The sequence below is a fragment of the Vibrio sp. Vb1166 genome (genome assembly GCF_033338695.1).
GTDB lineage: Bacteria > Pseudomonadota > Gammaproteobacteria > Enterobacterales > Vibrionaceae > Vibrio > Vibrio alginolyticus.
In genome coordinates, this window is sequence record NZ_JAWOTE010000003.1 from 205,226 (window position 1) to 221,059 (window position 15,834).

Sequence of the window (15,834 nt, forward strand, 5' to 3'; positions counted from 1 at the left end):
GTTTAAGGGCAATTTTCCTCATAAAGTCGTTATTTAGAAAAAGGTAAATTAATGTTTTTATTGATAATTGTGAGTTTTTGGGGAGTGGGATTGCTCCCATTTAATTAGAGTAAAAGACCTATTTTTGGGAGCGGTTTCATAAATTTTATGACACTGATTTCACTGTTTGAGCTGTAAAGAATATAAACCCCCACTCAATGTATGTTAATAATCAATGAGTGTTGTTATGTCTCATATCCGTTTTTTCCCGCGCCATCGTTTGGCGCTTGCTTGTATGCTAGCGAGTGTGTCTGGCTTCTCTTTTGCACAAAATCAGTGTGCTGTTGCTGATTTACAACAATCGCGAGATCTGGCTACTGCCGTTTCTGGTGCTGAGTATGATTGCTACCACGCTTGGTTTTCAGCACCTTCAGAAACGCTGAATGATATCTATAGTGAAGCGAGCCTAAGCCGTATCCAAGTCGCGCTGGATCAAGAAATCGCTCGCTATCGTGGTGAAGCAGATCAAGCTCGTATTCTAGAGAACCTAGGCGAATTTATTCGAGCGGCCTACTACGTTCGCTACAACGCTGGTACTGGTACACCTGAGTTTTCGCAAGCGTTGAGTCAGCGTTTTGCTCAGTCGACGAACCTATTCCTAAACAACCCTCATGCTTTGGATCAAGGTCGTGAACAAGTTGGTGCAATGAAGAGCCTGACTTTGATGGTTGATAACGTTAAGCAGTTGCCGCTGACCATGGATAGCATGATGGCCGCGTTGATGCACTTTAATCGTGAAACCGCGCAGGACACGCAATGGGTCGATGGTTTAAACAACTTGTTCCGCTCTATGGCAGGCCATGCGGCGAACGATGCGTTCTACCGATACATGGCAAACAATACACACCATATTGATACGTTGGTGAAATTCGCATCTGATAATGCTTGGGCATTAGATACGGATGCAAGCTTTATCGTTTTCAATGCATTACGTGAAACTGGTCGTTTGCTCGCGAGCCCAGATCAGGAGACCAAACGCAAAGCATTGGCAGTAATGCAACAGGTGATGCAGCGTTATCCACTGGGTAGTGAGCATGACAAACTATGGCTTGCTGCCGTTGAAATGATGAGCTACTACGCACCAGAAGGCCTAAATGGTCTGAATATTGAGCAAGCCAAGCAAGATTTAGCTGCACGTGTAATGCCAAATCGTTTTGAATGTCAGGGACCTGCCATTATTCGCTCTGAAGATCTGACTGATGCTCAAGCAGCGAAAGCGTGTGAAGTGCTAGCGGCAAAAGAAGCCGACTTCCATCGAGTTGCGAATACGGGTAATCAACCTGTCGCTGATGATTTGAATGATCGTGTTGAAGTGGCGGTATTCGCGAGTAACGCTAGTTACGTTGATTACTCTTCATTCCTATTTGGTAATACAACGGACAACGGTGGTCAGTACCTAGAAGGTGACCCTTCAAAAGCGGACAATACTGCCCGTTTCGTCGCTTATCGCTACGCGAATGATGAAGATCTCTCTATCTTGAACCTAGAACATGAATACACGCACTATTTAGATGCACGATTTAACCAATACGGTTCGTTCAGCGATAACTTGGCTCATGGTCATATTGTTTGGTGGCTAGAAGGTTTTGCTGAATATATGCATTACAAGCAAGGTTACCAAGCTGCGATTGAGCTGATTGCAGATGGTAAACTGAGCCTTTCCACTGTGTTTGATACCACGTACTCTCACGATACCAATCGTATCTATCGTTGGGGTTATCTAGCTGTTCGATTCATGTTAGAAAATCATCCACAAGACGTCGAAAGCTTGTTGGCATTGTCGCGCTCTGGCCAGTTCGAACAATGGGCACAGCAGGTGACGTCTTTAGGTCAACAATACGATGCTGAGTTTGAACGTTGGTTGGACACATTAAAAGTGGAACCTGAGCAACCTGATACAGACCCAGAGGAGCCAACAGAACCAACAAGCCCTGAAGCACAAGTGACTGAATTGACGGCGAACCAAAGCCTTCAGCTCAGTGGCGAAGCATACAGCGAAAAACTGTTCTACGTTGATGTTCCAGCCAACACCGTTAACTTCAATGTATCTATTGAGGGTGCGGGTGATGCGGATCTTTACATGAGCTACAACAAAGTCGCGCATTACTATGATTTCGAAATGAGTCAATATGCTGATGGCAGCAATGAAGAGATTGTGTTTGAACCAGAGCAAGATGGTTACGTTAAAGCGGGTCGTTACTACATCAGCTTAACTGGACGTGATAGCTATGACTCAGTGAATCTTGTGGCTGCGTTAGAAGTGGAAGCGCAAACACCGCCAACCCAAGTGCAAGATGATTTAGCACCTGTGGTATTAGAGTCTGGTGAAGCCAAAATGCTTACCGTTCACAAGCAGCGTTATGCAGCAGTTTATGTGCCTGAAGGTGTTGAAGAGGTTCGTGTATGGCTAACGGCCCACTCTCAAACTGGTAATGTCGATCTATACGCGAGTAGGGAGCATTGGCCTACAGTAGAGCAGCACGAGTATGCGTCCAACTATGCAGGCAGCAATGAATACCTTGCGATTCCTGTTACTGAAGTAGGGTACGTGCACTTCGCTCTTCAGGCTCCAGAGCAAGGCGATGACGTTGAAATGCTAGTGCACTTCAACTAAAAATTCGATTAACTAAAGTCGAGATAAAACGTCGCTGATACAGCGGCGTTTTTGTTTATATCGGACACGATTATGAACAAACAGCGGCGAATGCTAGTTAATCGGCTGGTTTATCGAGTTATCAGTTGCCCTTTTTCTAAACGGCTTTAGGTTTGTATTGCAATTTACCGCGTACATAAACTTTTTTAGCGATGCGTTCTGTGACCTAGCTTCTGATTTGTGCTTCCCAAATGGATACAATATATATGCACCCCGTGCAATAAAGTGAAAAGGGAAAGACATGAAAACGCTTATTTATGAAACGTTGATTAGCCTTGCTAACCAAGAACCAGAACAACATGCAAGAATCCGACAAAATCTCTATGAACAGTTGGATCTGCCGTTCGATAAGCAGCTGGCTTTGTATTCTTGTGCCCTTGGTCCTGCAAGTTCAGGTAAGTTGGAGAGCAGTCAAGGCATTAACAACGCGGTAGATTGCGCAGTTAAACTGCTTGAAACTCCTGAGCGCTAATTCACTCGTTGTTTTAATCACGGCCCGATCCCCAAGGGCCGTTTTTAATTGCGGTTAAATTGATTTCAACGTTGTTATTACTCTGCTCTTTCCGCTAGCACTTCTTTGAATGCAAACATGCCGTTTAATGCCGTGGGAAACCCTGCGTAGACGGACATCTGCAAAATGATCTCTTTAATCTCATCCTCGCTACAGCCTACATTCAGCGCTGCATTTAAGTGCACTTTTAGTTGCGGCGCGCAATTCCCCATTGCCGTTAGCGCGGCGACGGTTGCGATTTCTCTCGATTTTAGGTCTAAGCCCGGGCGAGCATAAATATCGCCAAACGGATACTCAATGGTGTACTGAGCTAAATCTGGACAAATATCTTGTAAGCTTTCGATGACATTATGACCAGCGTCGCCATCAATTTGAGAGAGTAGTTCTAATCCTTTGTTAAAGCGCGATTGTTCCATCGGTATGTTCCTAGTGAATAAATGTAAACACACCTTAATCGTTAGAGTTAACTCTAAGTCAACGAACTTTTCCACTTGTATACAAGGCAATTTTTTCTTCTAGAGCCGATAAGTGCTTTTTCTGTTGCTCAATGTGGCGTTTGAGGTTTTCTTGGTGTTGTTCTAACAGGGCTTGACGTTGTGGTACAGATTGAGAGCCGACTTCCCTTAATTTGGCATACTCTAGAATCTCTTCAAGTGGCATTGCAGTTTCTTTTAAACGCTTAACAAAGCTTATCCAGTTTAGATCTTTCGAACTATACATTCGATGTCCACTCGCGTTTCTATGGACATGTTTAAGTAAACCGATTTTTTCATAGTATCGAAGTGTATGAGCAGATAGCCCGACGAGGTCAGAAAATTCTTTGATATTCATTATTATCCTCCAAGGTAGAGCATACCCCATAGAGATAAGCTAAGTTTCGCATTTTGAAGTCATTTCGGGACAGATACAAACAGAAATCTTTAGTCTTTTAACGCTAGGTATGGTGATTTACTGGATTTTTGAAACGCGCCAAACGTGATCCATCTGCCAGTTTCGTTTTATTAACAATTGATTACTCAACGGGTTGGCTTGGCTATTTTTATCCTTTGGGCCTATTTTAGGGCGTACATAGGTCTTATGTTCTATCTTTTTAAATTTAAGTTTTTGTTAATCAAAACAATGCCTTAGTTTTATGTTGGTCTGTTCGGGTTGTATGTCGTGTGCCCGTTATTCACTCAGAACGATTTATCGCTGTGCAATGGATGAGTCGCTACGCCTTCGATTTCAGCCTTGAGTTAGTGCTAAAAGGGTGAGTGCCTCTGATGAATAGCTTTTATAATTTCGATTATTGAATTCACTCACAAAAAAATGCAAACAAGTAATCGTGAGTGGAAACGAGCAGGAGAACAACATGAGTGGCTCACAGGAAACACAATCATTCGGTGCAAACGTTATCTTACATGCGTTTGATTGGAAGTATGCTGACATTGCCCAACGAGCAAAAGAAATCCGCGAGCTTGGTTATGGCTCTGTGTTGGTTTCGCCACCAATGAAAAGCGCACACGATGAGCGCTGGTGGCAGCGTTATCAACCACAAGATTATCGTGTTATCGATAATGCTTTGGGTGATACCAAAGATTTTATTCATATGGTTCGTGAACTGGAGCAAGTTGGTGTGTGGGTTTATGCCGACGTAGTGTTTAACCATATGGCAAATGAGGCCCACCTTCGCAGAGACCTTCAGTACCCAAGACAAGAGGTCTTGGAGGAATACCAGAACAACAAACAGAAATATCAGTCGCTAGCGTTGTTTGGCGATCTATCTCAACCACTTTTTGATGAAGAGGACTTTGTTGAAGCATTCGGCATCAAAGACTGGAAAGATAAGTGGCAGGTTCAAAACGGACGTATCACAGGTGGGCCAACCGATCCTGGCTTGCCAACTCTTCGTGTTTGTGACCATGTCGTTGAGCAGCAGCGAGCGTACCTAAAGGCGCTGAAAGCTATTGGTGTGAAAGGTTTTCGTATTGACGCTGCGAAACACATGACGTTAGAGCATCTTAAGCGTGTTTGGACAGACGACATCACGCGGGATGTGCATATATTTGGTGAAATTATTACCGATGGCGGTGCGACGGAAGAAGAGTATCAGCTGTTTCTTGAGCCGTATCTACAGGAAACTCGCCTAGGTGCGTACGATTTCCCTTTGTTCTCAACCATGTTTAAGGCGTTTGCTAAAAAGGGCAGCTTCAAGTCTCTGATTGATCCCTATTGTTTTGGTCAGGCTTTGTCCCCCGGTCGTGCGATTACATTTGCTATCACACATGATATTCCTAACAATGATGTCTTTCTTGATCTCATCATGGACGAGGAAAACGAATGGTTAGCTTATGCCTATATTCTAGGCCGAGATGGCGGTGTGCCGTTGATTTATACCGACTTAAACACCAGCGGTATTAAAGGTAAAAATGGTCAGCCAAGGTGGCAAGGTGCATGGAGCGATCCGAGAATGGCAAAAATGATCCAGTTCCATAATATGACGCATGGCGAGCCGATGAGTGTTCTTGAAGGTAACGATGGCATGCTCGTACTTAAGCGAGGTGACAAAGGTATTGTGGTGCTTAATAAATCACAGCGTCAACAGTCTTTGACATTAAAAACGGATGGCAATTGGGTTGATTTGATGACAGAACAAATCATTCCAACTGACGGTAAGTTAATCGTACCATCTAAGTCGTCGATGTTACTTGTCGCGAACTAGAAGATGTACACACCGAGCTTAGCAACTTCGGTGTGTATGTTTTTCATCGTCATTCACGTTCTGCTGAAGTTCAATAGAAACTCAAACTCTCTCGTTTTTGCTAGAAATTTATGAGCACTCGTTAACGCAACATTCTGCTTTTAAAAAACCAATTACGTCATCTAAGCACTGATACTCTGCAACACAAAAAAGGGTTCTACCCTCGCGGCGCTGGGTGAGAAGACCAGCTGAAGCAAGGCTCGAGATATGATGAGAGAGAGTGGATGCTGGAATGCCAAGCTTTTCTTGTACGCCGCCTACCGCGATACCTTTGTATCCCGCTTTGACGACTTCTTTGTAAATACTTAAACGAGTCGGATGCCCTAACTCTTTTAGTGCTTTAGCAACGGCTTCAAGCTCCATACTGACCTCTAAAGAATGACCACAGTAATTTTGTTTCGATAATAGGGAAAGTCTCGGTAAATGCCAACTATTACGATCTCAGAACAATTTAAATCAGATGAGATTCATACTGGCTCTGCCTTCATGACAACAATTGTCTGTTCTAATGAGACAGATCAATCTTCATTATTATTTCACGCCACGTTCAAAATCCCTCGTCTACACTCAATGTTGAGTTGTCAGTTGGCAGACCAAGGAGGCGGCCATGATTGCGGTTCATAGAGATTATTGTTTGTCTAACAGTTCGGAGTTACATGCCCACGTTAAAGTCAATCCTGTCGGTAAATTAGAAGTTGAGATTGTTGAACTTCAAGAGCGCCACACCACAGAGTTTGATGATTTGTCTTTTGAGAGTCGTGGGTGTGAAACTCGAATCTGTGGTAAAGAAGACACAACTCCGTGGCAGTTCAATCTTGCAGTTACTGATGCGTTAGAGCTTTCTCATTTAGTGGAAGAAGCAAACGAAGAGTATGAGATTTTAATGAATGATCTTATGTAATATCGAGAAGATCATTTTATCCTGCACGGCGTGTGGCTCTGTACTGAAAAAATAAAAACCTCCCAAGTGGGAGGTTTTTAATATGGAGTGCGTTATCGTTGGATAGGCTCTTCTCTTGGTGGTGTTAGCTCTTGGACATTATCTTCATTAAAGTCATCGGCGTAACCTTTAGGTGGCGGTGTCCAACCTCGTTCTGACCGCGATAGTTTGTCATGACGATCTTTTTGCATCTCTTCCGCCATTTTCTCCTCTAACTGAATAAACAGTTGTCGGAAATTGTTGTCATAGCGTTCACCTTCAGAATCATCTTCCCAAGCTTTGTAGAGTATTTCTGACTTACGTGCTTCAACACGCTTATATGTCGCCTTCTGTTGTTCAACAAAGAAGGGGTGAATGCCAAGTGCTTTCATTGTGTGACCGCCCATCTCCAATGCAGAATGGTAGGTCTCTGATTCAATAATATCAGCTCCCGCTTGACGCAAAAGATAGCCATGTCCACGGTCAAAGGCACGTGCAATCACTGTTACTTTTGGGTACGTGTGCTTAACGTACTTCACCAGTTCTACACTCGATTCTTGGTTATCAATCGCCACAACCAACGCAGCGGCGTGCTCAATGCCGGCTGTATGTAGCATATCTGGTCGAGTCGCGTCGCCAAAATAGGCGCGAGTGCCAATCTGGCGCATGTTATCGACTTGGTCAGATTGATGGTCAAGTACCACGGTAGTCACGCCGTTTGATACCAATAGGCGATTCACTATTTGTCCAAAGCGGCCGATGCCGGCGATGATCACCGTGCCTGTTTCCTCAATCGTATCGCTTTCGCGTTCATTTGACTGGCTTTCAAAGCGCGGCAGAATCACTCTATCAAACAGAATAAACAAACCTGGTGTCAGGAACATCGAAATCGCAACCACTAACGCAAGAGTTTGTGAAAGTTCAAATGGGATGACGTGGTTTTGCACTGAAAAGCTTAGAAGCACAAAGCCGAATTCACCTGCTTGAGCCAAGCTTAGGGTAAACAGCCAGCGGTTGCTGCCTTTCACCCTAAATATCAGTGCAAGAATAAACAGCACCAAGGCTTTCAAAACCATCACGCCAATGGTCAATGCCATGACCAACCAGAAATCACCAAAAAGGACCGAGAAGTTGATCCCTGCGCCAACGGTAATAAAGAACAGACCTAACAATAAGCCTTTAAATGGTTCGATGTTGGATTCTAACTCGTGGCGGAATTCACTGTTCGCCAATACAACGCCAGCCAAGAAGGTTCCTAAGGCAGGAGATAAGCCCACTAAGCTCATCAGCGCAGCGATACCAATGACCAGCATTAGTGCAGTTGCGGTAAAGATTTCTCGCAAACCAGAGCTAGCCACATAATTGAGCAGAGGTCGACTTAAAAAGTGTCCACCAACGACGACGATTGCAATCGATGCTGTGATTACGATGCCGTATGCCCAGCCGGGCAACCCCGCAACGAGGCTTAATTCTTCATGGTGCGCTGCGGCTGTTTGAGCCGCGGACTGTGCCTGTTCAATTAATTCAGGTAAGGCCAATAGAGGAATGAACGCCAACATTGGTATCACTGCAATATCTTGAAAAAGCAACACGGAGAAAGCGTTTTGTCCACCTTCCGTCTTCGTTAATCCTTTTTCGCTAAAAGTTTGCAAAACAATCGCAGTAGAAGAGAGGGCGAAGATCAAACCTATGGCTAAGGCTATGGTCCAAGGCTGGTCAAAGTACAAGGCAATACCCATAATCGCCGCGACGGTACCACCGACTTGCAGACCTCCTAAACCCATTAAGCGATTGCGCATCGCCCACAACATTTTGGGTTCGAGCTCTAAACCGACGAGAAACAGCATCATCACCACGCCAAACTCGGCAAAGTGCTGTATTGTTGTTGTTTCTTCACCGACTAAACCGATAATTGGGCCAATGACCACACCTGCGATGAGATAGCCTAAAACGGACCCAAGTCCCAAACGCTTAGCAAGTGGGACTGCAATTACAGCAGCAATCAAATATACGAAGGCTTGTAAGAATATCCCTGTCATGAAGCCTCCTTAATGAGCTCTGGCAATGCGCTGTTAAGCTTGATTAATGACGCCGCAGCTTCAACATCCAACCTATCTTCGACTAAAGCTGTTAGCAGGCTCTTGTACCGCTCAACATGACGAGGGATTCGCCCTTCTTCATCTGCTGTACGTGCGCCAAACATCGCGAGAGGGGCAATGTAGTTCATGCCGGTCAGTGCGGACATTTGTTCAATAGGCGCAAGCAGTTGACGAATCGTAAAGTGGTTGTAGCCCTCTGCCTTATAAGCTTCTTCTTTGCCCCCTGCAGACAGCACACAAAGCATGGTCTTGCCTTGCAGTGCTGTGCCATCTGTACCGTAAGCAAAGCCATATTCCAAAACCAGATCTTGCCACTCTTTTAAAATCGCAGGCGTTGAATACCAATATAGTGGGAATTGGAAAATCACCACGTCATGCTCACGTAAGCGTTGCTGCTCACGGTCGATATTAATATCGAAACGAGGGTATTCGCCATAGAGATCAACACATGTCACGCCTTCAATTTTTTGAGCTTCTTTGAAAAGTGGAGTATTCACTTCTGAACGATGCTGGGAAGGATGAGCAAAGAGAATGAGTACTTTTTTATTTGCCATAGGGATCCTTGCTATCTAAATAACCATGCCCAGTAGGAGCGCGGGTTGGTTAGAAAATGTAACTCATAAATGATCGCCAAGCTAGTTTGGAAAACTGTTTAAGCTGTTTCAATATCAATAAAAAAACCACCAAATAAATTGGTGGTTTTGGGAAGTGTTACGTTTTACTAATCATGAATAGGGACGACTAGAATATCCACCGGTGACTTGTTAATTAAGTGTCTGGAGTAAGAAATAATCTTGCTCCAGAAATCTTGGTGGTGGCCACAAATCAGAAGATCCACTTCTTGCTCTTTAATGGTGACCTCTAATTTATCAGCTAAGTCGCCAGTACCTACGAAGAAATGTTTAAGTGGGTAATCCATGTAATCACTAAATGTTTTTAAACATTCCATTGAATGCTCATTCAACGGCCTTTGATCCGGGTTTTCTTTAATGTCTACAAGCTCACGATAGATTTCTCCGTGCGTACCATCAATATGAATAAAGGAGATATCGGAGTCGAGATAGTTTGCCATTGATACCGCTCTGTCGATAAGCACGGTGCTTTCATCTGACAGTTCGAGTGCAACAAGGATATGTTTGTATTTCATAACCACGCCCTTATGTGGATTATCTTTACCCTAAGCATAGTATGGCTTGGATAAAAATTGTGTTGCTAAGATCTCGAAATTGTTCAAAGACTTGTTAAAAAGTTAATGTGATATAACAACTTACTGTGAAACTTTCTTTTTGTTCACATTTGGTTAGAAAGCTTGCTTTTTGAACAAAAAAGCGGCTACACTCTGTGCATCATTTCTCTAGGAGATTACGCCAACATGAAGAACTAAACCTGTCATCCATATTTTTACTTATTTTTTGGATCTGCAGGGTTAGTAGGCGTAGCTCACTTTCCGATATTTCTTTGCAACAAGACGACTTTTTGATTTGACGTATATCGTCGAGCTTTACATAGAGCTTAATGCGTTTGTGCACGCGTTTTGTTGCCATTTCAAATCATAGCTACGGCTGTTGTCCCTGTCATACAGGAGGCAAATTATGCCAGTTTTACAAGCTTTTAATGTTAGCCATCAGTTTGATAATGGCGATACGCTATTCCAGTCTATTTCTTGTTCCATGACTAAACGACGTGTTGGTTTGGTTGGGCGCAATGGCATCGGCAAGTCGCTTTTGGCTTCCATTTTAGCGGGAGAAACTCAGCCTGCCAGCGGTGTTGTGACTGCTCCCTCTTCTTTCATGATGTATCGCCAGCAGCCGTCTGATCTGCTTTCAGGTCAGCAATCGATCGCCCAGTTTCTGGGCAAAGATGCGGTCTTGCATGCTTTAAAGCAGATTGAACAAGGTGATGTTTCTGAACATTGGTTCGAACTGGTTGGTGAGCAGTGGGATATTGAATTAAAACTCAAACAGCAGCTCGCTGCGATGGGATTACCGCAAGACCCTGATTTCTCTTGTGCTCGGCTCAGTGGTGGTCAGTTGGCACGTTTGCAGCTATGGCAGTTGTTTGAAAACGAAACGGAGCTTTTGATTCTCGATGAACCATCCAATCACCTCGATACCCAGGCGAAACAATGGCTGATAGAGTCTATGACGCATTTCAGCGGCGCGATTTTACTCATCAGTCACGATCGTGAGCTGCTGCGAGAGATGGAGGAAATTTGGGAACTCTCGGGCCTAGGCTTACAAGTTTTTGGTGGAAATTACGATGTGTACGCCGAGAAAAAACGCACTGAACTGCAAGCGATCGAGAGGCAGTTAGCGCAAGTCGATAAACAGAAAAAACGGTTAGCCGAGCAAGCCCAGAAAAATCGCGAAAAAGCAGACCAACGCGCCGCGCAAGGGAACAAACTGCGCAAAGAAGGCAGTCAGCCCAAAATTTTGCTTGATGGAAAAAAGGATAGTGCGACCGCCAGCGCCTCAAATCGCAATAAGAATGAGCAACTCAGACAAGCGCATTTACAAGCCAAAGAACAGGCGTTGCAATTGCGACATGAGCAACTCAAGGCGCAAAAGCTTTATCTTACAGATAATCCGAACCGTTCGCGAAAAGTATTGTCGATACAAGAAGGTATATTACCTTTTGGGAATTCTACACCTATCACGTTGCAGATTTTTGCGAACGACAAAGTCCATCTCAAAGGGAAAAATGGCTGCGGAAAATCAACCTTGTTAAAGACGTTGCTTGGCGAGTTATCGTTGCAGAGTGGTGAGCTGAAAGTGAATACGCCTTTGTATTATCTCGACCAACATTTTGGTGCAGTGAATCCAAATCTTTCGTTACTTGAGAACGTAATGGAGAGCTGCCAAGAGATGACGGAAAGTGAAGCGAGGACCTTATTGGCCGGGATCGGTTTTCGTCGAGATGCAGTGTTTCGATTGGGGCGCCTACTGAGCGGTGGCGAGAAGATGAAGCTCGCGATGCTGATAGTCAGCCACCAAAATTCTCAGCCTTTGCTGCTGCTTGATGAACCAGATAACCATCTCGACCTCGAGTCAAAAATAATGCTTAGTCAGGCGTTAAATACATACAAAGGTGGATTTGTTCTGATCAGTCACGACCAAGATTTCGCTTCTGAGTCTGGGGTTTTGCGCCAAATCGAGCTGACTTAGACGAAAGAGAGTAAACGCCATCGTAGCTCTTCAGTATTGTTCCCAAGTTCTACACCGCCACTTACTAGTTTGTAGAACTGGAAGGAAATGAGGGAGTTAGGATGGCTTTCACAACTCGTTTAATGAAATTAGATTCATTTTGTCGATATATAGTAGAGTTCTGATGTATTGCACAAAAAGACAACAGAAAAATAAAAAGGAATTTCATGAAAAAGAATACCCTAGCACTCACAACGGCTCTCGTACTCGGAAGTGTGTTGTCTGTGGCGTATGCAAATGAAGCGGCGCAATCGTCGGTTGAACAGGTAAGCCCCAAAGCCATCACGTATCCAACCACACAAAAAGTGGATGTTGTCGATGACTACTTTGGTACAAAAGTGAGTGATCCTTATCGCTGGTTGGAAGACGATCTCAGCCCAGAAACCGCAGAATGGGTTAAGGCACAAAATGCAGTGACGTTTGATTATCTGTCGAAAATCCCTTACCGCGAGCAGATTGAAGAGCGCATCACTAAGCTCATGGACTACGAAAAGCAAAGCCAACCGTTCAAAGAGGGTAAGTTCACTTATTTCTACAAAAATGACGGGCTACAAAACCAAGATGTGCTTTATCGGCAGTTAGGTGATGGCGAAGCAGAAATTTTCCTCGATCCAAATACTTTTAGTGAAGATGGCACCACATCGTTAGCGGGAGTGAGCTTTTCACGAGATGGATCTTTGGTTGCATACAGCATTTCGGAAGGCGGTAGCGATTGGCGCAAAGTCATTGTGTTAGACACAGAAACCAAAAAGCCAGTCGGTGAAACGCTGGTGGATATTAAGTTCAGCGGCATCAGTTGGCTCGGCAATCAAGGTTTCTATTACTCAAGTTATGACAAGCCACAGGGGAGTGAACTCTCCGCGAAGACAGATCAACACAAGCTCTACTTTCATAAGCTTGGGACGAAACAAAGTGAAGACCAACTGATTTTCGGCGGGTTTGAGGAAGAGAAATACCGTTATGTTGGCGGCTATACGTCGGATGATGAACGCTACTTGTTTATCTCAGCCAGCGTATCGACATCGGGTAACAAACTGTTCTTTAAAGATCTGAGTAAGCCAAACAGCCCACTTAAAACCATTTTAGATAACACCAGTTCTGATACTTGGGTAATAGACAACCAAGGCACGAAGCTGTACTTGGTTACGAACCTTAACGCGCCGAACAAACGCGTCGTGACGGTGGATGCGAGTCAGCCGCAGCCCAAAAACTGGAAAGATTTGATCCCTGAAACAAAGAATGTGTTACGCGTTTCTACCGCGGGTGGCAATTTGTTTGCGAGTTATATTGTTGATGCGATCTCGATGGTGAAGCAATACGACATGAACGGCAAACTCATCCGAGAAATCAAATTGCCTGATATTGGCAGTGCATACGGTTTCTCGGGTAAAAAAGAAGAAACCGAAGTCTACTATTCTTTCACCAACTACAAGATGCCAAGCACTACGTATCGTCTGAACATCAAAGATGGTGATAGCGAGGTGTACTACAAATCTAAAGCGCCATTTGATCCAGCTTTGTATGACTCTCGCCAGGTGTTTTACACCTCAAAAGACGGAACAAAAGTGCCGATGATCATCACCTATAAAAAAGGGACACCGATGGACGGCAGTGCACCAACCATCCTATATGGTTATGGCGGTTTCAACATTAGCCTCACACCATCTTTTAGCCCGACACGTGCAGCTTGGTTGGAGCTTGGTGGTGTTTACGCGGTAGCGAACATTCGTGGCGGTGGGGAGTATGGTAAAGAGTGGCACAACGCTGGCATTCAAATGCAAAAGCAAAATGTGTTTGATGACTTTATTGCGGCGGCTGAATTCCTAATGGATGAAAAGGTAACGTCATCAAACAAGTTAGCCATTAACGGTGGATCGAATGGTGGCTTGTTAGTGGGGGCAGTTATGACGCAACGTCCAGATCTGTTTAAAGTGGCGCTGCCAGCAGTCGGCGTACTGGATATGCTGCGTTACCATACTTTTACCGCAGGTGCTGGTTGGGCGTATGACTACGGTACGGCAGAGCAAAGTAAAGAGATGTTCCAATATCTGAAAGGTTATTCGCCAGTGCACAATGTAAAAGCGGGGGTGGAATACCCAGCAACATTGATTACAACCGGTGATCATGATGACCGTGTTGTTCCTGCTCACTCATACAAATTTGCTGCTGAGTTGCAATCGAAGCAAGCGGGTTCAAATCCGACTTTAATTCGCATCGAAACCAATGCAGGACATGGTGCAGGCACACCAACGCGTAAAATAATTGAGACAAATGCAGATATTTATAGTTTTGCACTGTTCAATATGGGAATAGAGAAACTGCAATAGTGCGAATTGTTTGCGTTTTAGTTATCGAAACGCATCGGCGCTTTATCGCTCGATAATAAAAGGGAATCACAGAGAGTGATTCCTTTTTATTTATTATAGGCCTACTATTCTAATCTGATGCTAGGCTAATCAAACTAAGGTTTTTTACATTATTATAATGTTCTAATTAATCTGAAGAGTGTGGTACGATCGAAATGAAACATTGATCGCGATCACCTAAATCCATTGCACTCTCTATTTATATGGTAAAATTAATTAATCATTTGTTCTAATGATAATTGAATTTTCATAATTTTTAATATTTCCTTCTTCATTAGTATTACCAAATTTCAAGTTATATAAGATATAAGTAGCGGTGATTGAACTTTTACGATGCTTTATTTTATTTTAATTAAAACGTCGAATGTTTCGTCATTATTGAATTTGCTTTGATAATTTATGTTATCCAAAGCGAGTTGTGTTGCTTGCTATTTATGATGACCTCATGACGTGAATAATTTTATAATCATTAAAATGGATACAGTTTTATGAATTTAGTGAAACCGTCTGTTGCCATTGTGGTTGCAGCCCTACAACTCGCGTCTTCTGCCTATGCGCAAACAAACAATAGCGAAGAACTACAAGATATGTCTGACCCACTTGCGGTATACACCCAAGCTGGCTTTGGTATTACTGATAAAGGCGCGAACATCAAAATCGGTCAAACTTACCAATCTAGCCAGCCTGGTACCATGGCGATGAACATCATTGAAATGAAAGGCATTGGTGGTGAGCTATTTGGCATTCGCGACAATGACGATCCAATATATGCCAACGTTGATGACAGCATTGACTCTTTCCGACTACGTAATTTCCAAGTAGAAGTCGCAAAAGGTCTAGGCCGTCAATTAGATGTAAACTACGACGTTGATAACGATAAATTAGATGCATCTTATAGCTTTATTCAAGGTCTACCTAAGTTTGGTATGTTGCAGCTATTTCCTTTAGCTGGTGCGGGTGTCACTATTGCTAATGATTTTAGTGGTGATGACAAAGGTTATGAAATTCCAGGTACTTTCACTGTTGTGGGTATGTACTCAAAAATTGAATTAACCGATAAAATCTGGATTAACTACAACCCAATGTATATGCATACGTTGTCAGGGTCTAGTCAATATAAAGATACTTATTACGCGGGTGAAGATAATATCTTGACTCATGAGTTTGCGTTGTCTTATCAAATTAATCCTCGCGCAAATATTCGTTACTTTGCAAACTGGAATGAGCACGTTAATTTCGGTGATGGTGATCACCGTATCGAATTTAACTACCAATTCTAACTCCCTCGTTTATTTCCAGAATAG

13 protein-coding genes are annotated in these 15,834 nt (G+C 43.6%); 7 read left to right on the forward strand and 6 right to left on the reverse strand.

What is annotated here, in order from left to right:
* Positions 1 to 226: 226 nt before the first annotated feature.
* The gene (locus tag R7E51_RS05330) at positions 227 to 2,653 is read left to right on the forward strand and encodes a M9 family metallopeptidase (protein ID WP_017821532.1); all 2,427 of its coding nucleotides are present in this window, start codon (positions 227 to 229) and stop codon (positions 2,651 to 2,653) included.
* A 280-nt stretch (positions 2,654 to 2,933) separates the two neighbouring features.
* Positions 2,934 to 3,164, forward strand: coding sequence for a PAS factor family protein (locus R7E51_RS05335; protein ID WP_005375384.1), 231 nt, complete (start codon positions 2,934 to 2,936; stop codon positions 3,162 to 3,164).
* Positions 3,165 to 3,241: 77 nt separating this feature from the next.
* On the opposite strand, the gene R7E51_RS05340 is transcribed toward R7E51_RS05335, so the two are convergent.
* Both R7E51_RS05340 and R7E51_RS05345 read right to left on the reverse strand, forming a co-directional pair.
* A complete protein-coding gene (locus R7E51_RS05340) occupies positions 3,242 to 3,619 on the reverse strand; it encodes a carboxymuconolactone decarboxylase family protein (protein ID WP_017821531.1) in 378 nt (125 codons plus the stop codon).
* A gap of 58 nt (positions 3,620 to 3,677) precedes the next feature.
* Positions 3,678 to 4,034, reverse strand: coding sequence for a MerR family transcriptional regulator (locus R7E51_RS05345; protein ID WP_017821530.1), 357 nt, complete (start codon positions 4,032 to 4,034; stop codon positions 3,678 to 3,680).
* Between the two features lie 520 nt (positions 4,035 to 4,554).
* Between R7E51_RS05345 and R7E51_RS05350 the strand changes: the two genes are divergently transcribed.
* Positions 4,555 to 5,904 (forward strand): alpha-amylase family protein, encoded by a 1,350-nt coding sequence (locus tag R7E51_RS05350; RefSeq protein ID WP_017821529.1) that lies wholly within the window; start codon positions 4,555 to 4,557, stop codon positions 5,902 to 5,904.
* 108 nt (positions 5,905 to 6,012) lie between these two features.
* Here the strand turns inward: R7E51_RS05350 and R7E51_RS05355 are convergent, their stop codons facing one another.
* The gene (locus R7E51_RS05355; RefSeq protein ID WP_005375388.1) at positions 6,013 to 6,306 is read right to left on the reverse strand and encodes an ArsR/SmtB family transcription factor; all 294 of its coding nucleotides are present in this window, start codon (positions 6,304 to 6,306) and stop codon (positions 6,013 to 6,015) included.
* 244 nt (positions 6,307 to 6,550) lie between these two features.
* Here R7E51_RS05355 and R7E51_RS05360 point away from each other — a divergent pair, with 244 nt between their 5' ends.
* Positions 6,551 to 6,844, forward strand: a complete 294-nt coding sequence (locus tag R7E51_RS05360; RefSeq protein WP_005375389.1) for a hypothetical protein — start codon at positions 6,551 to 6,553, stop codon at positions 6,842 to 6,844.
* A 92-nt stretch (positions 6,845 to 6,936) separates the two neighbouring features.
* On the opposite strand, the gene R7E51_RS05365 is transcribed toward R7E51_RS05360, so the two are convergent.
* From R7E51_RS05365 to R7E51_RS05375, 3 genes are all read right to left on the reverse strand, one after another.
* On the reverse strand, positions 6,937 to 8,901 hold the full coding sequence (locus R7E51_RS05365; RefSeq protein WP_005375390.1) for a monovalent cation:proton antiporter-2 (CPA2) family protein: 1,965 nt from the start codon (positions 8,899 to 8,901) through the stop codon (positions 6,937 to 6,939).
* The gene (locus R7E51_RS05370; protein ID WP_005375391.1) at positions 8,898 to 9,515 is read right to left on the reverse strand and encodes an NAD(P)H-dependent oxidoreductase; all 618 of its coding nucleotides are present in this window, start codon (positions 9,513 to 9,515) and stop codon (positions 8,898 to 8,900) included. The genes R7E51_RS05365 and R7E51_RS05370 overlap by 4 nt, the downstream gene beginning before the upstream one ends.
* A gap of 167 nt (positions 9,516 to 9,682) precedes the next feature.
* Positions 9,683 to 10,108, reverse strand: coding sequence for a universal stress protein (locus R7E51_RS05375; protein WP_005375398.1), 426 nt, complete (start codon positions 10,106 to 10,108; stop codon positions 9,683 to 9,685).
* Positions 10,109 to 10,553: 445 nt separating this feature from the next.
* Between R7E51_RS05375 and R7E51_RS05380 the strand changes: the two genes are divergently transcribed.
* The 3 genes from R7E51_RS05380 to R7E51_RS05390 all read left to right on the forward strand — a co-directional run bounded on the left by R7E51_RS05380 (position 10,554) and on the right by R7E51_RS05390 (position 15,810).
* Complete coding sequence (locus tag R7E51_RS05380) at positions 10,554 to 12,125, forward strand: ATP-binding cassette domain-containing protein (protein ID WP_017821527.1); 1,572 nt, start codon at positions 10,554 to 10,556, stop codon at positions 12,123 to 12,125.
* A 206-nt stretch (positions 12,126 to 12,331) separates the two neighbouring features.
* Entirely contained in the window at positions 12,332 to 14,491 is a 2,160-nt protein-coding gene (locus R7E51_RS05385) for a prolyl oligopeptidase family serine peptidase (protein WP_017821526.1), read from the forward strand.
* A 527-nt stretch (positions 14,492 to 15,018) separates the two neighbouring features.
* Positions 15,019 to 15,810 carry a hypothetical protein gene (locus tag R7E51_RS05390; protein ID WP_017821525.1) on the forward strand — a complete coding sequence of 264 codons (792 nt, stop codon included), beginning with the start codon at positions 15,019 to 15,021 and terminating at the stop codon, positions 15,808 to 15,810.
* The last annotated feature ends 24 nt before the right edge of the window (positions 15,811 to 15,834 follow it).

What these genes read in the sequence shown, in the direction of transcription:
- R7E51_RS05370 (WP_005375391.1), bottom strand. Translation starts at nt 9,515, where the DNA reads ATGGCAAATAAAAAAGTACTCATTCTCTTTGCTCATCCTTCCCAGCAT.
- R7E51_RS05330 (WP_017821532.1), top strand. Translation starts at nt 227, where the DNA reads ATGTCTCATATCCGTTTTTTCCCGCGCCATCGTTTGGCGCTTGCTTGT.
- R7E51_RS05390 (WP_017821525.1), top strand. Translation starts at nt 15,019, where the DNA reads ATGAATTTAGTGAAACCGTCTGTTGCCATTGTGGTTGCAGCCCTACAA.
- R7E51_RS05340 (WP_017821531.1), bottom strand. Translation starts at nt 3,619, where the DNA reads ATGGAACAATCGCGCTTTAACAAAGGATTAGAACTACTCTCTCAAATT.
- R7E51_RS05385 (WP_017821526.1), top strand. Translation starts at nt 12,332, where the DNA reads ATGAAAAAGAATACCCTAGCACTCACAACGGCTCTCGTACTCGGAAGT.
- R7E51_RS05345 (WP_017821530.1), bottom strand. Translation starts at nt 4,034, where the DNA reads ATGAATATCAAAGAATTTTCTGACCTCGTCGGGCTATCTGCTCATACA.
- R7E51_RS05355 (WP_005375388.1), bottom strand. Translation starts at nt 6,306, where the DNA reads ATGGAGCTTGAAGCCGTTGCTAAAGCACTAAAAGAGTTAGGGCATCCG.
- R7E51_RS05375 (WP_005375398.1), bottom strand. Translation starts at nt 10,108, where the DNA reads ATGAAATACAAACATATCCTTGTTGCACTCGAACTGTCAGATGAAAGC.
- R7E51_RS05365 (WP_005375390.1), bottom strand. Translation starts at nt 8,901, where the DNA reads ATGACAGGGATATTCTTACAAGCCTTCGTATATTTGATTGCTGCTGTA.
- R7E51_RS05350 (WP_017821529.1), top strand. Translation starts at nt 4,555, where the DNA reads ATGAGTGGCTCACAGGAAACACAATCATTCGGTGCAAACGTTATCTTA.
- R7E51_RS05380 (WP_017821527.1), top strand. Translation starts at nt 10,554, where the DNA reads ATGCCAGTTTTACAAGCTTTTAATGTTAGCCATCAGTTTGATAATGGC.
- R7E51_RS05360 (WP_005375389.1), top strand. Translation starts at nt 6,551, where the DNA reads ATGATTGCGGTTCATAGAGATTATTGTTTGTCTAACAGTTCGGAGTTA.
- R7E51_RS05335 (WP_005375384.1), top strand. Translation starts at nt 2,934, where the DNA reads ATGAAAACGCTTATTTATGAAACGTTGATTAGCCTTGCTAACCAAGAA.